General features: G+C 67.8%; 17 protein-coding genes and 1 tRNA gene. 10 read left to right on the top strand and 8 right to left on the bottom strand.

Translation table 11 applies throughout. The annotated features are described in order from the left end of the window. The first annotated feature begins 3 nt into the window (after window positions 1-3). From cydB to cydC, 3 genes are read left to right on the top strand one after another with little or no spacing between them, the layout of a single operon-like run. Complete coding sequence (gene cydB / locus L978_RS03300; RefSeq protein ID WP_047520250.1) at window positions 4-1,032, top strand: cytochrome d ubiquinol oxidase subunit II; 1,029 nt, start codon at window positions 4-6, stop codon at window positions 1,030-1,032. Continuing rightward, window positions 1,029-2,687 (top strand): thiol reductant ABC exporter subunit CydD, encoded by a 1,659-nt coding sequence (gene cydD, locus L978_RS03295; protein WP_047520247.1) that lies wholly within the window; start codon window positions 1,029-1,031, stop codon window positions 2,685-2,687. Before cydB ends, cydD begins: the two co-directional genes overlap by 4 nt. Then, on the top strand, window positions 2,684-4,351 hold the full coding sequence (gene cydC / locus L978_RS03290; RefSeq protein ID WP_047520245.1) for a thiol reductant ABC exporter subunit CydC: 1,668 nt from the start codon (window positions 2,684-2,686) through the stop codon (window positions 4,349-4,351). The genes cydD and cydC overlap by 4 nt, the downstream gene beginning before the upstream one ends. A gap of 18 nt (window positions 4,352-4,369) precedes the next feature. Here the strand turns inward: cydC and L978_RS03285 are convergent, their stop codons facing one another. Continuing rightward, window positions 4,370-5,146 (bottom strand): hypothetical protein, encoded by a 777-nt coding sequence (locus tag L978_RS03285; RefSeq protein WP_047520243.1) that lies wholly within the window; start codon window positions 5,144-5,146, stop codon window positions 4,370-4,372. Between the two features lie 130 nt (window positions 5,147-5,276). Here L978_RS03285 and L978_RS03280 point away from each other — a divergent pair, with 130 nt between their 5' ends. Both L978_RS03280 and L978_RS03275 read left to right on the top strand, forming a co-directional pair. Then, a complete protein-coding gene (locus L978_RS03280) occupies window positions 5,277-6,323 on the top strand; it encodes a hypothetical protein (protein WP_047520242.1) in 1,047 nt (348 codons plus the stop codon). Between the two features lie 54 nt (window positions 6,324-6,377). Next, window positions 6,378-6,468: transfer RNA gene (locus L978_RS03275), tRNA-Ser, on the top strand. Window positions 6,469-6,600: 132 nt separating this feature from the next. Here L978_RS03275 and L978_RS03270 read toward each other — a convergent pair. Together L978_RS03270 and L978_RS03265 are read right to left on the bottom strand one after the other, a co-directional pair. Further along, entirely contained in the window at window positions 6,601-7,035 is a 435-nt protein-coding gene (locus L978_RS03270; RefSeq protein WP_052193294.1) for a Fur family transcriptional regulator, read from the bottom strand. Further along, complete coding sequence (locus L978_RS03265; RefSeq protein WP_052193293.1) at window positions 7,028-8,029, bottom strand: GTP-binding protein; 1,002 nt, start codon at window positions 8,027-8,029, stop codon at window positions 7,028-7,030. The genes L978_RS03270 and L978_RS03265 overlap by 8 nt, the downstream gene beginning before the upstream one ends. Before the next feature lie 74 nt (window positions 8,030-8,103). On the opposite strand from L978_RS03265, the gene ykgO reads away from it, so the two are divergent. Continuing rightward, window positions 8,104-8,226: a type B 50S ribosomal protein L36 gene (ykgO, locus tag L978_RS03260; RefSeq protein WP_023951906.1), complete on the top strand. Its 123-nt coding sequence runs from the start codon at window positions 8,104-8,106 to the stop codon at window positions 8,224-8,226. 421 nt (window positions 8,227-8,647) lie between these two features. Here ykgO and L978_RS03250 read toward each other — a convergent pair whose 3' ends face one another. The 3 genes from L978_RS03250 to L978_RS03240 all read right to left on the bottom strand — a co-directional run bounded on the left by L978_RS03250 (window position 8,648) and on the right by L978_RS03240 (window position 10,851). Beyond that, the gene (locus tag L978_RS03250) at window positions 8,648-9,283 is read right to left on the bottom strand and encodes a hypothetical protein (RefSeq protein WP_047520237.1); all 636 of its coding nucleotides are present in this window, start codon (window positions 9,281-9,283) and stop codon (window positions 8,648-8,650) included. 491 nt (window positions 9,284-9,774) lie between these two features. Beyond that, on the bottom strand, window positions 9,775-10,044 hold the full coding sequence (locus L978_RS03245) for a hypothetical protein (protein ID WP_047520235.1): 270 nt from the start codon (window positions 10,042-10,044) through the stop codon (window positions 9,775-9,777). Between the two features lie 156 nt (window positions 10,045-10,200). After that, window positions 10,201-10,851 (bottom strand): response regulator transcription factor, encoded by a 651-nt coding sequence (locus tag L978_RS03240; protein WP_047520233.1) that lies wholly within the window; start codon window positions 10,849-10,851, stop codon window positions 10,201-10,203. A gap of 378 nt (window positions 10,852-11,229) precedes the next feature. On the opposite strand from L978_RS03240, the gene L978_RS03235 reads away from it, so the two are divergent. Then, entirely contained in the window at window positions 11,230-12,342 is a 1,113-nt protein-coding gene (locus L978_RS03235; RefSeq protein ID WP_231554959.1) for a sensor histidine kinase, read from the top strand. A 108-nt stretch (window positions 12,343-12,450) separates the two neighbouring features. Next, entirely contained in the window at window positions 12,451-12,918 is a 468-nt protein-coding gene (locus L978_RS03230; protein ID WP_047520231.1) for a hypothetical protein, read from the top strand. 134 nt (window positions 12,919-13,052) lie between these two features. Here the strand turns inward: L978_RS03230 and L978_RS03225 are convergent, their stop codons facing one another. Both L978_RS03225 and L978_RS03220 read right to left on the bottom strand, forming a co-directional pair. Continuing rightward, window positions 13,053-14,249 (bottom strand): 4-hydroxybenzoate 3-monooxygenase, encoded by a 1,197-nt coding sequence (locus L978_RS03225; protein WP_047520229.1) that lies wholly within the window; start codon window positions 14,247-14,249, stop codon window positions 13,053-13,055. Between the two features lie 87 nt (window positions 14,250-14,336). Beyond that, window positions 14,337-15,089, bottom strand: coding sequence for an IclR family transcriptional regulator (locus L978_RS03220; RefSeq protein WP_047520228.1), 753 nt, complete (start codon window positions 15,087-15,089; stop codon window positions 14,337-14,339). 117 nt (window positions 15,090-15,206) lie between these two features. Here L978_RS03220 and pcaH point away from each other — a divergent pair, with 117 nt between their 5' ends. Both pcaH and pcaG read left to right on the top strand, forming a co-directional pair. Continuing rightward, window positions 15,207-16,028 carry a protocatechuate 3,4-dioxygenase subunit beta gene (pcaH, locus tag L978_RS03215; RefSeq protein ID WP_197055609.1) on the top strand — a complete coding sequence of 274 codons (822 nt, stop codon included), beginning with the start codon at window positions 15,207-15,209 and terminating at the stop codon, window positions 16,026-16,028. Beyond that, window positions 16,025-16,585, top strand: coding sequence for a protocatechuate 3,4-dioxygenase subunit alpha (gene pcaG, locus L978_RS03210; RefSeq protein WP_047520227.1), 561 nt, complete (start codon window positions 16,025-16,027; stop codon window positions 16,583-16,585). The genes pcaH and pcaG overlap by 4 nt, the downstream gene beginning before the upstream one ends. Window positions 16,586-16,606: the final 21 nt, after the last annotated feature.

Raw genomic sequence — 16,606 nt, 5'->3', positions numbered from 1 at the left:
ATCATGGATCTCGCAACACTCTGGTTCTTCATCGTCGCGTTCTTCTTCGTGGGCTACTTCGTGCTCGACGGGTTCGACTTCGGCGTCGGCATGTCGCTGCCGTTCCTCGGCAAGAACGATGTCTCGCGCCGTCAGGTCATCAACACGATCGGTCCGGTCTGGGACCTCAACGAGACGTGGGTCATCGTCGCCGGTGCCGTGCTGTTCGCCTCGTTCCCCGAGTGGTACGCCACCCTGTTCAGCGGTTTCTACCTGCCGCTGCTGCTGATCCTGCTCGCGCTGATCCTGCGCGGGGTGTCCTTCGAGTACCGGCACCAGCGCGACAGCGTGAAGTGGAAGGCCGGATTCGACCGGATGATCGTGATCGGGTCGGCCGTTCCCGCTCTGCTCTGGGGCGTCGCCTTCGGCAACATCGTGCAGGGGGTGGCGATCGATGAGAACCACATCTACGTCGGCGGCTTCTTCTCGCTGCTGAACCCGTACGCGCTGCTGGTCGGCGTCACGACCTTGCTGCTGTTCTTCCTGCACGGTGTGCTGTTCGTCGCTCTCAAGACCGATGGACAGGTGCACGAGGATGCGCAGAAGCTGGCGAAGAAGGCTGCTCTGCCGACGATCCTCGTCGCGGCCGGAACGGTGATCTGGACGGTGGCGATCGCGATGGGCCGCGAGGCTCCGCTGCTCTGGCTCGTCATCGGCACCGGGGTGCTCGCGGCGGTCAGTCTGATCGCGGCCGTCGGGTTCTCGCTCGTCCGACGTGACGGGTGGGCCTTCTTCTCCGGGATGCTCACGGTGATGTTCGCCGTGGTCATGCTCTTCTCGGCGCTGTTCCCGTTCGTGATGCCCTCGACGATCGATCCGGCGTACAGCCTGACGATCGCGAACGCATCCAGCACCCCGTACACGCTGCAGATCATGAGCTGGACGGCCCTGATCGCGATGCCGCTCGTGCTCGCGTACCAGGCCTGGACGTACTGGGTCTTCCGCAAGCGCGTCACCCGGAAGTCCATCGAGGGGGCACCGGCGCACGCGTGAAACCCGTCGATCCGAGACTGCTGCGCTACGCGGGTGCCGCGAGGGGATTCCTCGCGGCATCCGCGTTGATCGGCGTGGTCCAGACCGCGGTCGTGATCGTGTTCGCCTGGCTGCTGACGGATGCGGTGACCGGGGCGATCGCCGGGCGCGACGTCACGGCTTCCCTGCTCTGGCTGCTGGTCACGGCACTGCTTCGCGGTGTGCTCATCGCCGCGTCCGATGCGGCGGGCACCCGTGCAGCGGCGAAGACCGGCATGCAGCTGCGGTCCGCGTTGATCGCGGCGGTGGGGCGGCTCGGGCCGGGGTGGCTGGCGCAGCGGAACCAGACCGAACTCGCGGTGACCGCCGGACATGGTCTGGAAGCGCTGGACGCCTACTTCGCGCGCTACATCCCTCAGCTCGTGCTGACCGTCATCGCGACGCCCGTGCTGGTCGCGGTGATGTGGTGGCAGGACTGGCCGAGCGGTCTCACCGCTCTCATCACGCTGCCGCTGATCCCGCTGTTCCTCATCCTGATCGGGATGGCGACGCGCACGGTGCAGAAGCGGCAGTGGCAGACGTTGCAGCGGCTCGCGGCCCGGTTCGCCGACACGGTGCAGGGACTCTCGACGCTGCGGCTCTTCGGACGCGACCGACGCGCGGCGGACCGCATCGAGGTCACGGCAGACGAGTACCGGCGCGAGACCATGAAGGTGCTGCGGTTCTCGTTCCTGTCCGGGTTCGCGATGGAGCTGCTGGCCTCGATCGCGGTCGCCCTGATCGCCGTGTCGGTCGGGTTCCGGCTGTTGTCGGGGGACCTCACGCTCGAGGTGGGGCTGTTCGTGCTGCTGCTCGCGCCCGAGGCGTTCCTGCCGATCCGACAGGTGGGGGTGCAGTTCCACGCCGCGGCCGAGGGCGTCGCCGCGACCGAGGACGTGTTCGAGGTGCTCGATGCGGCGCGGACAGGTGCACGGATGCAGGAGCTTCCGACGGATGCCGGACGAATCGCCGTCGAAGCTCCCGACATCCGTTCATCCGTCCTGCAGGTGGACCGACTGGAAGGCGCGGCGCTCGTGGTCGAGGGGGTGCAGGTGCGCGATCTGCCCCCGGTGTCCTTCACCGCGACGCCGGGGACGATCACGCTGATCGAGGGACCCAGTGGCTCGGGCAAGTCGTCGCTTCTCGCGGCGCTGCGGGGCGCTGCCGACTACGAGGGGACGGCCGTGTTCGCCGGGCAGAGTCTTCGCGGGCTCGCTCCGGCCGGGTGGCTGGCCTGGGCAGGGCAAGCACCGGGGCTGATGCGCGGCACGGTCGCAGACAACGTCGCCCTCGGAGACCCGGCACCGGATGCCGGCCGCGTCCGCTCAGCGCTGGATGAAGCACGTGCCGAGAGCATCGACGCAGCACTCGAACTCGGTGTGCAGGGGAGTGGGCTCTCGGGCGGTCAGGCGCAACGGGTGGCCGTGGCGCGCGCGCTGTATCGGCAGCAGACCGATCCCGGACGTGTGCTCGCCCTGGACGAGCCCTCGAGCGCGCTGGACTCGGAGACCGAGGAACGGTTGTGGCAGTCGTTGCGCGCGCGGGCGGATGCCGGAGCGACGATCCTGCTCGTGTCGCACCGGCGGTCGGCGCGCCGCATCGCGGATCAGGTCGTGGCGCTGGGGGTGGACGCATGACCGGACTGACGCGCGGACAGCGGGTCCGCAGCATCCTTCGGCTCGCGCAGCCGTCGGTCGGACGCTTCGTGCCCGGTCTCGTCTGGGGTGTGCTGTCCGCGGCGGCCGCCGTGAGCCTGCTCGCGGTCAGTGGCTGGTTGATCGTGAGCGCCTCGATCGTCGACTCGCTGGTTCCGCTGTCGATCGCCGTGGTCGGCGTCCGGTTCTTCGCTGTGTCGCGCGCCGTCACCCGCTACCTCGAACGTCTGAGCGGGCATGATGCGGCACTGCGTCAGCTCGCCTCCACACGCGCCGACATGGTGCGTCGACTGATCCCGCTCTCGCCGGCCGGACTCGGCTCGACCGACCGCGGTCAAGTGCTCACGGCCCTCGTCGACGACGTCGAGAACCTGCAGAACCTCCCGCTGCGGGTGGTACAGCCGCTGGGGGTCGCTGCGCTCGTCGCGGTGGGTGCCGTCGGTTTCATCGCGTTCGTCTCGCCGCCCGCCGCCCTCACCCTCGCCGTCTGCCTGCTGGTCGCCGCGGCCGCGGCGATCGGACTCGGCTGGGTGTTCGGCTCCCGCGCCGAAGCACTCGTGTCCGCGCGTCGGGCTGAGCTCTCGGCGGCGCTGGTCGATTACTTCGCGAGCCTCGATGTCCTCCTCGCGTATGGGGCGGAGGAGCAGGCGCGGGCACGGATCACCGCCGCCGACGGGGAGCTGCGTCGGCTCGTCTCCCGCGCATCGCTGGCGCAGGCCGTCGCTGCCGGGGTGGTCTCCGCGGTCGCCGGAGCGGCGTCGGTGTGGGCGCTCGCCGCCGCGTCACCCGGCCTCGTCGACGGGGCGATCGACGGGCCGTGGTTGGCCGTGGCGGTGCTGGTGCCGATGGTGGTGTTCGAGATCTTCGGCGCCGTGCCGATCGCTGCGGCGTCGTGGCGGAGTGTCCGATCGAGCGCGGAGCGCATCGTCGACGTGCTGCCCGACCGGATGCCGCCGGAGCTGCGTTCCGACGCGGGCGAGGATGTCGAGGTCGACGGCACGCCGGTGGTGCGGATGCGCGACGTGCGCGCGTCCTGGCCGGGGGGAGCTCCGGCGCTCTCCGGCGTAGACCTGGATCTCCGACCCGGTGAGCGGGTGCTGGTGACGGGATCGAGCGGGGCCGGGAAGAGCTCGTTGGCCGCGGCCCTCGTCGGTTTCCTCCGTGTGGAGGGCGAGTACCGGATCGGGGACCGCGACGCGTCGGAGTTGTCCGGTCCGACGCTGCGCCGGGTCATCGGCCTGTGCGAGCAGAGCCCGCAGCTGTTCGACGAGGACATCCGTCAGAACCTGCTCTTCGCGCGCGACACCGCGGATGATGCGGAACTCTTCGCCGTGCTCGACCGGGTGGGGCTCGGGGAGTGGGCGCGGGAGCGCGGCGGTCTCGATGCGCGGGTCGGCGACCGTGGCGCACTCGTGTCCGGCGGGCAGGCGCAGCGGATCGCGCTCGCCCGGGCCCTGTTGCGCGGTTTCCCGGTGCTGGTGCTCGACGAGCCGACGGCCGGGGTCGACCCCGAGGCGTCCGATGCGCTGCTGCGTGATCTGCTGGCGGCTGCGGGGTCGCAGTCCGTGCTGCTGATCTCGCACGTGGTGCCGCCTGCGGGCACCGTCGACCGCGTGGTGCGACTCGACGGCGGACGCACGCTCTGAGTGAGCAACCCGCGCGGGTCAGGCGTTCATGTCGACGGGCGGTTCCATCACGATGCCCTGCGCTTCGAAGGCACGGCGGCGCTCTTCGATGCGGCGGTGCAACTCGACCTGCGCCTCATCGACGAACTGCGGATCGAGGTCGACGGAGGGCGGATGCGGGTCGCCGTGGTTCGCGGCGATATACGCGTCGAGTTCGGGGCCGCTGGTCCAGGAGGTGATGAGCGCGTAGCGGGGTGCGGTGCCGCGATGCCAGACCGCGTGCCAGAAGCGTTGGGTGTCGACGATGATGCGCGAGCCGGCGCGGAGCGGCAGCCGGACCTCGGTCGCCGGGTCGAAGCGGTCGGCGCGCAGGATCAGCATCGACTCGGTGTCGTCGGACAGATTGAAGAATCCGCGGACGACCCAGCCGGTGCCCTCTTCGTTGAGGCGGTTGTTGTCGTCCTGATGCAGGTTGTAGATCGCATCGGCGTACTCGTTCGGCTGCAGCTCGATCACGCGGCACCGTCCGATGCCCGCGCCGGGCTCCAGTGCGCGACGCTGCAGGGTGGGCGCGATCGCCACCTGGGAATCGATCCACACGCCGTCCTTGTCGGTGCGCGGCGGCGTGTGGTTCCAGAAGCCGTTGCAGTCCACATCACCGGCGTAGCTGGCGAGCGGGGCGAAGCGCGTGACGCCGGAGGAGCGCCAGCGGACGTATTCCAGGTCGAGCCATTCGGCGGGGTTGCCCGGCGCGGAGTGATCGTCGAGGACGACGTAGCCGGTGTCGGCCAGCGCCTCCGAGGTGATGAAGCCCATACTGCGTACCCTTCCCGTCATCGCTGCCCCCACAGGCGGCGGGTTCTTAGGACATCCTAACTCTTCGGGCGTCACGGCGCCCGGTGGCCGGCCGGGGAAAAGCGCGGAATCCCGCCGATATCCTGGGGTGATGACTCAGCCGCAGGGCGCCCTCCTCGTGGGCAGTGTGAACTTCGACGATGCCGAGACGACGATCCGCACAGCCGTGGATGTGCTCGGCGCCCGCCTCCGGCGCATCCCGGACGGCGAAGTCGGCAAGCGATTCCACTGGATCATGTTCCAGCCCGATGTGATCGGCCAGGCCGAGGGAATCGAGCGCATCGGCGACGAGCCCATCCCGTTCCCGGCCGGGATCGACGCCCGTGGTCTGCGCATCGGTGAGGGCGTGGACGCAGCGGGCATCGAACTTCCCCCGCTCGGATACGCGGCGGCCGCGATCGAGTCGTACGCGGTGTTCACGCGCCTCCGTGCGGAGGGTCTCGTGTCGGCCGAGGTGCGGTTCCAGGTGTCGCTGCCGACACCGCTCGCTGTGATCTCCTCCTTCTTCCGTGGGGACGACCGGGCGGCGATCGAGCCCGTCTACACCGCCGCGATCCTGCGTGAGCTCGAGGAGATCCTCGAGGCGATCCCGCACGATGACCTTGCTGTGCAGTGGGATGTGGCCAGCGAGATGGGCATCATCGAGCGAGCAGCCGGTTACGGAGCGGTCATGGAGGCCTGGTGGCCCGGTGATCCGTTCGACGGCCTCGTCGCGCGGCTGGCCGAACTGATCGACGCCGTGCCGGCAGGCGTGGAGGTCGGCGTGCACCTCTGCTACGGCGACGCGGGGGAGAAGCACTTCATCGAGCCGACCGATTCCGCGACCCTGGTCCGCTACGCGAACGCGGTCCTGGCGGCGACGGCGCGTCCCCTCACCTGGTTGCACCTGCCGGTGCCGATCGAGCGCGACGACGAAGGCTACTTCGCCCCTCTCGCCGACCTCGCACCCGTCGAAGAGCTGTACCTCGGACTCGTCCACCGCGAAGACGGCGCGGAAGGAGCCGCGCGCCGTGTCGCCGCCGCCCGCCCGTTCGCGGAGCGGTTCGGGGTCGCCACCGAGTGCGGCATCGGTCGTGCACCGGCCGGATCGACCGAGGGCATCCTGCGAACGCACGCAGAGGTCGCCGCCGCCTGGTGAACGCTCCGAGCGCCCGATTCGCGCGCTCGCCCGCTCTCGCGTAAGCTATTCCGCGGTGACGTGTCCGAGCGGCCGAAGGTGCAACTCTCGAAAAGTTGTGTAGGGTAACCCCCTACCGTGGGTTCAAATCCCACCGTCACCGCCATGGAAACCCCCGAGAAATCGGGGGTTTTTCCGTATCCTGGGGCGGGGCGTGGTGCTTTTTTGGTGCGGATTCTGGCGGTGCCGCTCGTGGTGATGAGCGGCCTCACCAGTGTGCGAGGCGTCGACGGGGCATTCACACAGTGCAGAGCGCGCAGCGTCCCTCCACCTCGAGCACCACATGCTCGAGGTGGAATCCCTCGGCTTCGACCGCCTCGTTCAGCCAGTCGACGGGCGGTTCTATGTCGGCGCCGCGAGCGCAGGATCGGTACACCACGTGATGGTGGCTCACGGCGACACTGCACGCGCGGAACGACTGGTGGCCGGACCGCCACAGCGTGTCGGCGAGCCCTGACTCGGCGAAGGCGTTCAAGTGCCGGTACACCGTCGCCAGCGCGACGGGAACCGGCCCGTCCTGCAGACGGTCGTACAGACTCTGCGCCGACACGAAGGACGGGCTCTCACGGAGTGCCGCGAGGACGGCGTCACGCTGCACCGTCCGTCGCGCGGCGGCGGGTTCGTGTTCGTCGGAGGCGCCGCTGATGTGGGTGGACGGTGCGTTGTCAGTCATCGGAGTGCACGTGTGTCGTCCACTGTGGGAAGGGGTCCGCGAAGCGCATCCAGGTACGCACGTCGGTCAGGAGCTCCTCGTCGTCGAGCAACGCGGCGTCGAGCGCGCCTGAGAGGGCGACGGCATCCATGTCGATGCCGATGAACGCCAGATCCTGCCCGAGAGCGAGGGGAGGCGTGGGGGAGTCGTCGTCACGCGCGAGCGGCTCGAGCGAGATCATCTGGCCGACCTGATCCCAGCGGCCGACCAGGCCGGGTCGCGTGGCGAGTCGACAGAATCCTGCCGATCGGATGATCGCTCCGTGTCGACCGCTGCCGAACTCGTCGTTGAGAAGGCGGTGCAGTCGGCCGGGGTGGAAGGGGCGCAGCCTCTCGTAGCGGAACGCGGTCACGCGGGCGTCTCGCATGTGTGGGTCATGCTCCTCGTTGAGCACGTGGACCCAGCCTGGTTGGTGGGCCTGCTCGGAGTGCGGTGCGGGTGTGGCCGTTGCAGCGGACCGCTCCAGGCTGATTCGCGCGGCGGGAGCCAGATGGCTCAGTGTCGCCAGAAGGATGGACAGGTCCCGCGTCTCGACCGAACCCCAGCCGGTCACCATGACGGTGCTCGCGTGCTCGACATGCTGCACGAGCCGCAGAGCCCGCGCGACGTAGAGAGTGCCGTCCGCATACGACGCCGCGACGTAGTCCTCCGCCATGAGGTCGTCGAAGAACGTGCCGGCATCCACGACGCAGACGAGCTCGGCAAGTCGCACGCACTCATCGTCCGTGAACGCGCCGATCGCCGCTTCGACGGCGGCATCGGCGGGTATCTCGACCACGAGACGACCCGTCGCGGGGATGTCGCGAACGAGAGCGGCGGCGTCGTTGACCGACGCGCGACGGAGCGCGGACGCGGTCACGTGCGCGCATCGCTGAGCACGCGCGTGGCGTCTCGCGACGGCGGTCCGGGCGCGTTCGCGGTGACCGGTGATGAGGGTGACTTCGGTGAACGACAAGGGGGCTCATTTCCATCGGGGGCGCTCGATCGTCTATGTTGAACATGATAACCGTTATCAATAGGGAGGTGACAATGAAGGTTCGCGCATCGATCAAGTCGCTCAAGAACCAGCCCGGCGCCCAGGTGGTGCGTCGTCGGGGCCGTGTGTATGTGATCAACAAACTCAACCCCCGATTCAAGGGCCGACAGGGCTGAATCGCCCTCGACAGGCTGATTCGCCCCCGCCTGCACTCGTATCCGGCCGGACGATCGTCACGGGCACCCTTCCCTCAGAACCCTCGCCGGCCTCGCCCGGCTATGAAAGGTGCATTATCTGACCACAAGCACCACAGAGCCGCCCGGGCAGCGTTGCCACGGGCGGCTCATCTCGACGCGGTCTAGTCGGTGACCAGTTCCCAGCTAGAGGTTCTCACTTCTCATGGTCCTGTTCCTGCGCTGGACGAACTTGGCTCCCAAACCTGCACCGACGACGACGACCGGAGTGCCGATGAGGAAGATGGTCGATGATGCCGACGGAAATCCAGTCGCAAGCAGCGCGAGGAGTACCAGGGCCGCGATGACGACCCCTGTGAAGATCAGCCAAGAACGCATGAGCCTACCTCTTTCAGATGCCTACTCAGAACGGTGCGGACGAACGACAGTTGATCACGGAACCACCCTGGACGTCGTACCACCACAGAGTGCGACCACCGCTGCAGATCCCATTCGCGACGAGGTAGGTGGTGGCGACGCCGACGACGATCCCGATGACTGTGCAGGCAGCCCAGCCGACGGCCGGGATCAGACACAGAGCCGCGGCGACCGCAGCTCCACCTCCTGCAGCGAGAGCCTGTTGGTCGACGGTGTTGAAACCGACGGCCATCTTGATGCCGGAGAAACGCACCTCGAGGAAGGGCGTGATCACGTCGCTCGGCACTGTGGTGGACGCCGAGGCATCCGCTTCGATCGCTGCGCGGACATCAGCAGCGCTCGGTAGCGTCAGCGAGCCTTCGGGTACGACGTATTGGTAGAACGTGTAGCCGTCTTCGGTGACCTCGTTTCGCTCCACAGGCGAGGCTTCGAGCTCTTCCAGTCCTTGGAGGAACACATCGGGGTCCAGTGCGGCCCCACCGTTCGGCGACATCGCATCGAGGTCTTCCGAGGAGAAGAACATCGAATCGTCCGGTAGCGGTTCCGACGCTTGCGCCGGCGTGGCGATCGTTCCGAGCGCGAGCGCCGCCACAACCCCGAGCACAGCGGTTTTGAACTTCATCGTTGCTCCTCCGTCTCTCTGCGGTTCCGTGCTGAACTGCGCTCTCAACCTACGAGCGAAACGCGACGCGAAACGGGTTCATAGCCCTGGGGCTACAGAAATCAGAAAGGGCGGTGCGTCCACGCATGCTGTGCCATCTTCACCCTCGCGGGGACGCAAGAACAGGGGAGGAAATGAGACTCAGAAGAAGGAAGTCGGGTTCGCCATCGCGACCGCCCTCACCCTGATCGATGTTGCGCCTGCTGCTGCTCAGGCGGCGACGGCGGACTCGGCACGGGGAACAACGGCTGAGAGTTCAGACTTCTCCAGTCAGGTCCCGGGTCTTTCCCGTGGGACGAGTATGCGCAGGCCGCGAGGCTCCGCGGAATCGACGTGGACTCGGAGTCGCTACGGGATCCGCCCCGCACCGTGCTCATCTCGGACGAGTCGCCCATCGCGGATGCCGGCTTCACCATGGCGTCGTCGTAGTGGCGCTCGCGGCCGAGCGTCCTTCAGGGTGTGGCGTCGTCCGCTGCCGTGCCCAGCCTCAGGGGCATCGGCCGCGCGTTGCTGGGCACCAACTCGCGGCTCATCACTTTGGCGTGCCCCTGATGGCGCTGGACGGCGATCGCCGTCGCGAGGGCGATGACAAAGCTGGCCATCGCCACGCCCCACGCGACCGCGGCGAGCTGGACGGGGAGGAGCATCGATGCCAGCAAGAATGCGACCCCGACGAGCGGAAGGATGATCGTAAGACGCTGCGTGATGGTCCGAGTCATCATCGCCTCTCTTCTGGAACCGGAGATGTGGCCAAGCAGTCGCCGACGGCGATGACCGCCTACATCGTGCGTGCCTGTGCTGTGCCGGATCAAGGGATCCGGGTGTTTCGTAGCCCCAGGGCTACCGATCACTTCCGAGTCCACGCAGGCGCAGGAAGTTCAGAGGGCGATGATCCCGAGCTCCGTCGCGCGGAGGACGATCTGGAGTCTGTTCTCGACGTCCCACAGCTGATTGATGTGGCGGATGTCCGCCTTCACGGTGCTCTCGGCGTAGTGGAGTTCGTCTGCGATCTCGGCGTTGGAGCGACCCTTTGCGATCAATCCGATGATCTGCCGCTCGCGGTCACTGAGCGCAGGCACGTCGGAGACGTGATCGTCGCCCGCTTCGATAGCCGCGCGGACGAACCTCTCCTGCACCTCTGGGGAGACCACCCGGTCACCGGCGTGGGCGGCGACGATGGCGTCGATGATCTGCGCAGGGGTGGAGTTCTTGACGAGGTACCCGCATGCACCGGCGCGCAGGACCTCGAGCGCCTGCCACTCCGTGGTGAACGTCGTCAAGGCGAGGACGCGGCAGCGAGGGTTCCACTCGAGAATGCGGCGGGTCGCCTCGACGCCGCCGATCTCGGGCATCCTGATGTCCATCAAGACGACGTCGGGATCTGTGGCTTTCGCGGTGTCGACGACCTCGGACCCGTCGGTCGCTTCCCCGACCAGAATGACGCGATCGTCGTCAGAGAGGAATGCGCGCAGTGCGTGCCTGACCAGGGCTTCATCGTCGACGACGAGAACGCGTGCGGCTTCACTCACGTCTTCACGGTATCGCGGGCCTCGAGCTGGATCTCTAGCCCTGGGGTCATGACTTCTCGACCTGACGAGCATCCCTCGTAGGGTGGACGGAGCTACCGTAGCGCCTGTCGATGCTGATCTGAGGCTCGGCGAAGGTGGTCGGCCGAATGGAGGAGACCAGCGTGGGACTCATCAGCGGATATGTCGTGAACGTCCTGGGGCGTGTGCTCACGGAGCAGAACGCCGACCTCGGCGACTGGCTATGCAAGGTGATGGGCATCTGTGCCTGACGGCCTCGCGCCGTCCGGTCGTCGCCGGGAACCGCTCCTCGCTGGGCGCGGATCGGTCGGGAGGATGCTGCGTTCGCCGAGGTTCTGGGAGCCTCGGACACTCCATCCTGTGGCGCGTCTACTTCTGATCGTCATCATCGGCGTCCTCCTGGCCGTCGCCATCGGGTTCGCCGTCGAGGGTGGTGAGTTCACCCGGTACGACCTTCTCGCCATCGTCTTCTACCTGGGGCTCGCGGCGTTCGCGTGGCATCCGATGACGGCGGCGTTCATCGTCATGCTGATCAGTAGCGTCGGCGTCGTCTTCACCGGGAGCGGCGGCGATCTCCTCGAGCTGGCGATCTCGCTCGGACTGGTCGCCGTGACATGCGCGCCGTGGGTGATCATCATCCACATCGTGGTGCTGGGAGCGCTGACCGCATATGTGGCGGTCGAAACGACGACGCTCGCAGCCGGCGGCGTTTACGGCATCGCCGGCATCGCGACGATCGCGTTTCTCGTCGGCGTCGCCTTCAGGCTCGTGACCGCGAGAGAAACGATCCTTGTCGCTGAGCGTGCTCGTGTCGAGCGAGACCTGGAAGCCCTTGCCCGAGAAGACCAGGAACGCATCGCCGACGAGCTCCACGATGGAATCGCACACGATCTCACGCTCATCCTGTTCCATGCCCGCGCCCTGCCCCGCCAGCCCGACGATGCCGCACGACAGGTGTCACTCACCACGATCGAAGACTCCGCCGAGCAGGCCCTGCAGAGCATCCAGTCGTTGCTCTCGCTCATGCGCGACACGACCACAGAGGCTCCGCCACCACAAGAGACCCGGTACGAAGGAAACATCATCGTTGCGATCGCGGCTCTCAGCGAGCTTCTGCGTGATGCGGGGATCCCGGTCACGCTCGATGCGCCGAGCACAGCACTCGACGTGCAGCCGGTTGTGGAGCGCGTTCTGATCGAGACGGGGATCGAGGCCGTCATGAACATCATCAAGCACGCCCCGAAGTCGAGATCCGCGAGGATCCATATCGATAGTCGGCCCGATCACGTCGAGCTGGTTGTCACGAACGTCGGCGCTTCGTCACACCGTTCGAATCTGCCCTCGGGCGGGCGCGGGTTGAGGCGCGCACGTCAGCGCCTCAACCAGATTCACGGGCGCCTGCAGGCAGGGCCGACCGACGGCGGATGGGAGCTGCGAGCGATCATCGCGACGGAATCCGACGTCAACGCCTGAGCCACGAGCGGCGTCGGCAATGATGTGCGACGTGGGGTGCGGCGCAGCTGTGCGAGCCCTCAATGTTCAACACTGAAAAGCGGACCCTGTGGGCGGTAGCCTCCGGGTGTGGGATTCTCGACCCTGGGCCTGATCATCAGCCTCGCTGTGCTCGCCCCCATCCTGCTGCTGGTGCTGTTCCCGCCACAGACCCCGCCGCCCGTCGCACATGTGCCACGCGCGCTCGGATGGATCGAACGCGCGGGTCAGGCCCTGTGCCTGGTGGTGCCCGCGATCACCCAGCAGGGCGAACTCGCCGGTTGGTGGGCGATCCCCACGTTCTGCGGCCTAGGTGGCTACTACGCACTATGGGCCCGCTACCTGCTCACGGGGCGGGAAGGGGCGACACTCTATCGGCCGTGGTGGGTCGTTCCCGTGCCGATGGCGGCCCTCCCGGTCGTCGTGTTCCTCAGCGCCGCTGCCTGGCTGAGTAACCCGTGGATCGCCGCCGCTGCTGTCGTCCTCGCCGTCGGCCACATTCCCGCGTCCGGGGTCATCGCACGCGCGCTCGCGCCCGCCGACAACGACAACTCCTGATATCGCCTGACGGTGTTGCCTTGCTGCCACGCTCCGTAGCGACTGCCGGCACCCTCGCGAACAGCGTGTCCGGGGTGCGGTGCATCACTATGCCGCGCTGGGTGCGCGCAAGCATGTCCTCGCCGCGAAGCCGTTCACGAGCGCCCGGGCGAACCTTCGTGCGGCCAACCCGTGTACGCCTCGGCGAGGAACGTCTGCCCCGCCTCCGACTCGACGACCGATCGCAGCTCGCCGATCTGGCGCCGACGGTCGAAGTCGCTCGCATCGCGTGCGGTGTGCAGCATGCTCGTCATCCACCAGGAGAAGTGCTGCGCTTTCCAGATGCGCTGCAGTGCCGTCTCGGCGAAGGCGTCGATGAGGCGGGCGTCGTTCTCGAGAAGAAGCGCCTGCAGAGCGCGGTCGAGCAGCACGACGTCGGCGACCGCGAGGTTCATGCCCTTCGCCCCGGTCGGCGGAACCGTATGGGCCGCATCGCCGACGAGCACCGCGCGCCCGTGCCGCAGCTCGTGCGCCACGAAGCTGCGGAACCGGAGGACGTCGCGCTGGATGACGGGTCCGGTCGCGAGGGCGGTGCCCGGCACCCGCGCCTGCAAGGTCTCCCAGATCTCCTCGTCCGACAGGGCGCCCGGGGCAGCGTCCGGATCGCATTGGAAGTACATGCGCTGCACGGTCGCGCTGCGCTGACTGATGAGTGCGAAACCCTCGGCGGAGTTGCTGTAGATCAGTTCGTCCGCGCTCGGCGGGGCCTCGCACAGGATGCCGAACCACGCGAACGGGTACTCCCGGAAATAGCCGCCGGTCGACGAACCGGTGACCGCGGGGCGGACGACGCTGCGCGAGCCGTCGGCGCCGACCACGAAGTCGGCGTCGATCCGCACCGCGTCGCCGTCCGCAGTGGTCGCCGTCACCCACGGCCGATCGGTCTCGACGTCGCCGACACCGGTGACCTCGGTCTCGAATCGGAGGTCCTGGCCAGCCGCGAGCCGCGCGGCGATCAGGTCCTTGAGCACCTCGTGCTGCGGGTACAACCAGACGCTCCGCCCCGTCAGTGACGGGAAGTCGATGCGGTGTCCCTCGCCCTCGAAGCGCAGTTCGATGCCGTCGTGGCGGGTGCCGACCGCGAGCACCCGCTCGCTCGCGCCGGACTCACTCAGCACCCGGACGGTCTCCTGTTCGAGGATGCCGGCGCGGATGGTCGACTCGATCTCCGCACGGCTCCGGCGGTCGAGCACGATCGATTCGATTCCGGCCTCGGCGAGGAGGTGTGACAGCAGAAGACCTGCGGGCCCGGCGCCGACGATCGCGACACGGGTGCGGACGGTAGTGGTCATGGCGTCTCCTTCGACGGATGTTCGCCAGTCAGTGTGGGCGACTCCGTGGAGCCGGACTCAAGCTCTACCGTTGAATGGGATTCCGCGTCATCGGCGTCCGCCGAGTGCGCGCTCGATCTCCCGTGCGGCGGCGAAGAGCTCCCGGAGCGCGGGTTCGGTCGGTGCATCCCTTCGGAGCACGACCGAGAGCGCGGCCGCCACGTCACCGGTCTCGTCGTGGACGGGCACGGCCACGCCCGTGGATACCGCCTCGATGTAGCCGGGGGCGACGGCATGTCCGATCGTGCGCACCTCGGCGAGCTTGCGGCGGAGGAGCGACGGCTCCGTGATGGTCTCGCTCGTCACCGACATCAGCGGACCCGAGAGCACCCGCTCCTGCAGCGCGCGATCCGCGTAGGCGAGCAGCACGAGGCCGGAGGACGACGCGTGCAGCGGAAGGCGCCCGGCGATGCGTGTCACGTTCGATCCGGACTCGGGACTGCTCAACCGCTCGAGGAACAGCGCCTCGTCCTGTTCGAGGATCGCGAGCTGGGTGTGCTCGCGCACCCGCGACTGCACACGCTCCATCGACGGCATCGCGGCCTGTCGCAGCCGCAGGGCGTGCGACGACCGGGTGGCGAGCTCCCACAGCCGCATGCCGATGCGGATGCGCCGGTCATCATCGCGTTCCAGCATCCCCGCGTCCACCAGCTCGCCGACGATGCGATGCGCGCTGGAGGCGGGGAGGCCGGCGCGCCTGCCGATGTCGGCTGCGGTCTGCACCGTACGCGCCGGGGTGAAGGTCTCGAGGACGCGGATCAGACGCTCCGTCACGGAATCGCCGGAGGGGGAGTTGGCCATGCCGAGATCATGCCACACCCGAGAGTATCGACTCCCATTCAGTGGGAATGTGCCACCGATGCTGAGCGGGAGGGAACAGGATGCTGTCATTGTCACCGCCGTGTCGAAGGAGACGCCATGACCTCTGCACCCGGAACCGCCGTCGCGGCTCCCGAGACGCTGCTGGCCTCACCGGACCAGGTGACGCAGGCCAGCATCACACAGGAGATCGCCGACGTGCACGCCTCGCTCGCCGACCGCGCGGCGACGGGGGAGCGGCTTCCCGCCACGATCCGTGATTTCCGTCCGTACCGGTCGAGCATCCTGAGGCATCCGACCAAGAACCCCCAGCTCGTCGATCCGGAGACCATCGAGCTGCTCTCGCCCGCGTTCGGACAGCGCGATGTCGCGGCGATCGAATCGGACCTCACGATCCAGCACTCCGGTGAGCCTCTCGGCGAACGGATGACGGTGCGCGGGCGACTGCTCGACTCGTGGGGGCGCCCGATCGCGAACCAGCTCATCGAGATCTGGCAGGCGAACTCGGCCGGTCGATACATCCACCAGCGCGATCAGCACCCTGCTCCGCTCGATCCGAACTTCACGGGCGCGGGAAGAGCGGTGACGAACGACCACGGCGAATACCTCTTCACCACCATCAAGCCGGGCCCGTACCCGTGGAAGAACCACGTGAACGCCTGGCGCCCCGCGCACATCCACTTCTCGGTGTTCGGCTCTTCTTTCACCCAGCGCCTCGTGACGCAGATGTACTTCCCCGGAGACCCGCTCTTCGCGCTCGATCCGATCTACAACACCATCTGGCGGCAGAAGGACCGCGACGCCCTCGTCGGGGTGTACGACCACGACCTGACATCGCCGGAGTGGTCGACGGGCTACCGCTTCGACATCGTCGTCGACGGTCCCGATGCGACCTGGTTCGAACAGGAGGACGACGCATGACCGTGCCCGCGAGGACCCACCGGCCCACACCGGGCCAGACCGTCGGCCCGTTCTTCGCCTACGGCGTCGAGTATCCGAAGATGCACGAGGTCGCGTTCCCGCACGCGCCGGGAAGCATCCTGCTCGGCGGCACCGTGCGTGACGGAGCGGGGAACCCGATCCCCGATGCCTTCATCGAGATCTTCGGAGCGGACGCCGACGGCGCAGTGCCCCGCGTACGCGGAGCCTTCCGCCGCGACGACCACTCCTTCACCGGCTTCGGCCGGGCCTTCGCGAACGACGATGGTCACTACGAGTTCTGGACGAGGAACCCGGGTGCCTCCCCTGGGCGTGCCCCGTTCTTCGCCGCGACCATCTATGCGCGTGGTCTGCCCGACAAGCTGCACACCCGTATCTACCTGCCGGACGACGTCGCCGCGCTCGCCGCCGATCCGCTGCTCTCATCGCTGACCCCCGAAGAGCGGAACACCCTGATCGCGATCCGCACCGACGAGGGAGGGTTGCAGCACGACATCCGCCTGCAGGGCGAGGGGGAGACGGTGTTCCTTGTCTATTGAACGCATGAGCCGCGCCGTGCA

This window comes from Microbacterium sp. ZOR0019 (assembly GCF_000800925.1).
GTDB classification, from domain to species: domain Bacteria; phylum Actinomycetota; class Actinomycetes; order Actinomycetales; family Microbacteriaceae; genus Microbacterium; species Microbacterium aurugineum.
This window is presented reverse-complemented; position numbering and strand designations above follow the sequence as displayed.

What these genes read in the sequence shown, in the direction of transcription:
- cydB (WP_047520250.1), top strand. Translation starts at nt 4, where the DNA reads ATGGATCTCGCAACACTCTGGTTCTTCATCGTCGCGTTCTTCTTCGTG.
- cydC (WP_047520245.1), top strand. Translation starts at nt 2,684, where the DNA reads ATGACCGGACTGACGCGCGGACAGCGGGTCCGCAGCATCCTTCGGCTC.
- L978_RS03285 (WP_047520243.1), bottom strand. Translation starts at nt 5,146, where the DNA reads ATGGGCTTCATCACCTCGGAGGCGCTGGCCGACACCGGCTACGTCGTC.
- L978_RS03280 (WP_047520242.1), top strand. Translation starts at nt 5,277, where the DNA reads ATGACTCAGCCGCAGGGCGCCCTCCTCGTGGGCAGTGTGAACTTCGAC.
- L978_RS03270 (WP_052193294.1), bottom strand. Translation starts at nt 7,035, where the DNA reads ATGACTGACAACGCACCGTCCACCCACATCAGCGGCGCCTCCGACGAA.
- ykgO (WP_023951906.1), top strand. Translation starts at nt 8,104, where the DNA reads ATGAAGGTTCGCGCATCGATCAAGTCGCTCAAGAACCAGCCCGGCGCC.
- L978_RS03250 (WP_047520237.1), bottom strand. Translation starts at nt 9,283, where the DNA reads ATGAAGTTCAAAACCGCTGTGCTCGGGGTTGTGGCGGCGCTCGCGCTC.
- L978_RS03245 (WP_047520235.1), bottom strand. Translation starts at nt 10,044, where the DNA reads ATGATGACTCGGACCATCACGCAGCGTCTTACGATCATCCTTCCGCTC.
- L978_RS03225 (WP_047520229.1), bottom strand. Translation starts at nt 14,249, where the DNA reads ATGACCACTACCGTCCGCACCCGTGTCGCGATCGTCGGCGCCGGGCCC.
- L978_RS03220 (WP_047520228.1), bottom strand. Translation starts at nt 15,089, where the DNA reads ATGGCCAACTCCCCCTCCGGCGATTCCGTGACGGAGCGTCTGATCCGC.
- pcaH (WP_197055609.1), top strand. Translation starts at nt 15,207, where the DNA reads ATGACCTCTGCACCCGGAACCGCCGTCGCGGCTCCCGAGACGCTGCTG.
- pcaG (WP_047520227.1), top strand. Translation starts at nt 16,025, where the DNA reads ATGACCGTGCCCGCGAGGACCCACCGGCCCACACCGGGCCAGACCGTC.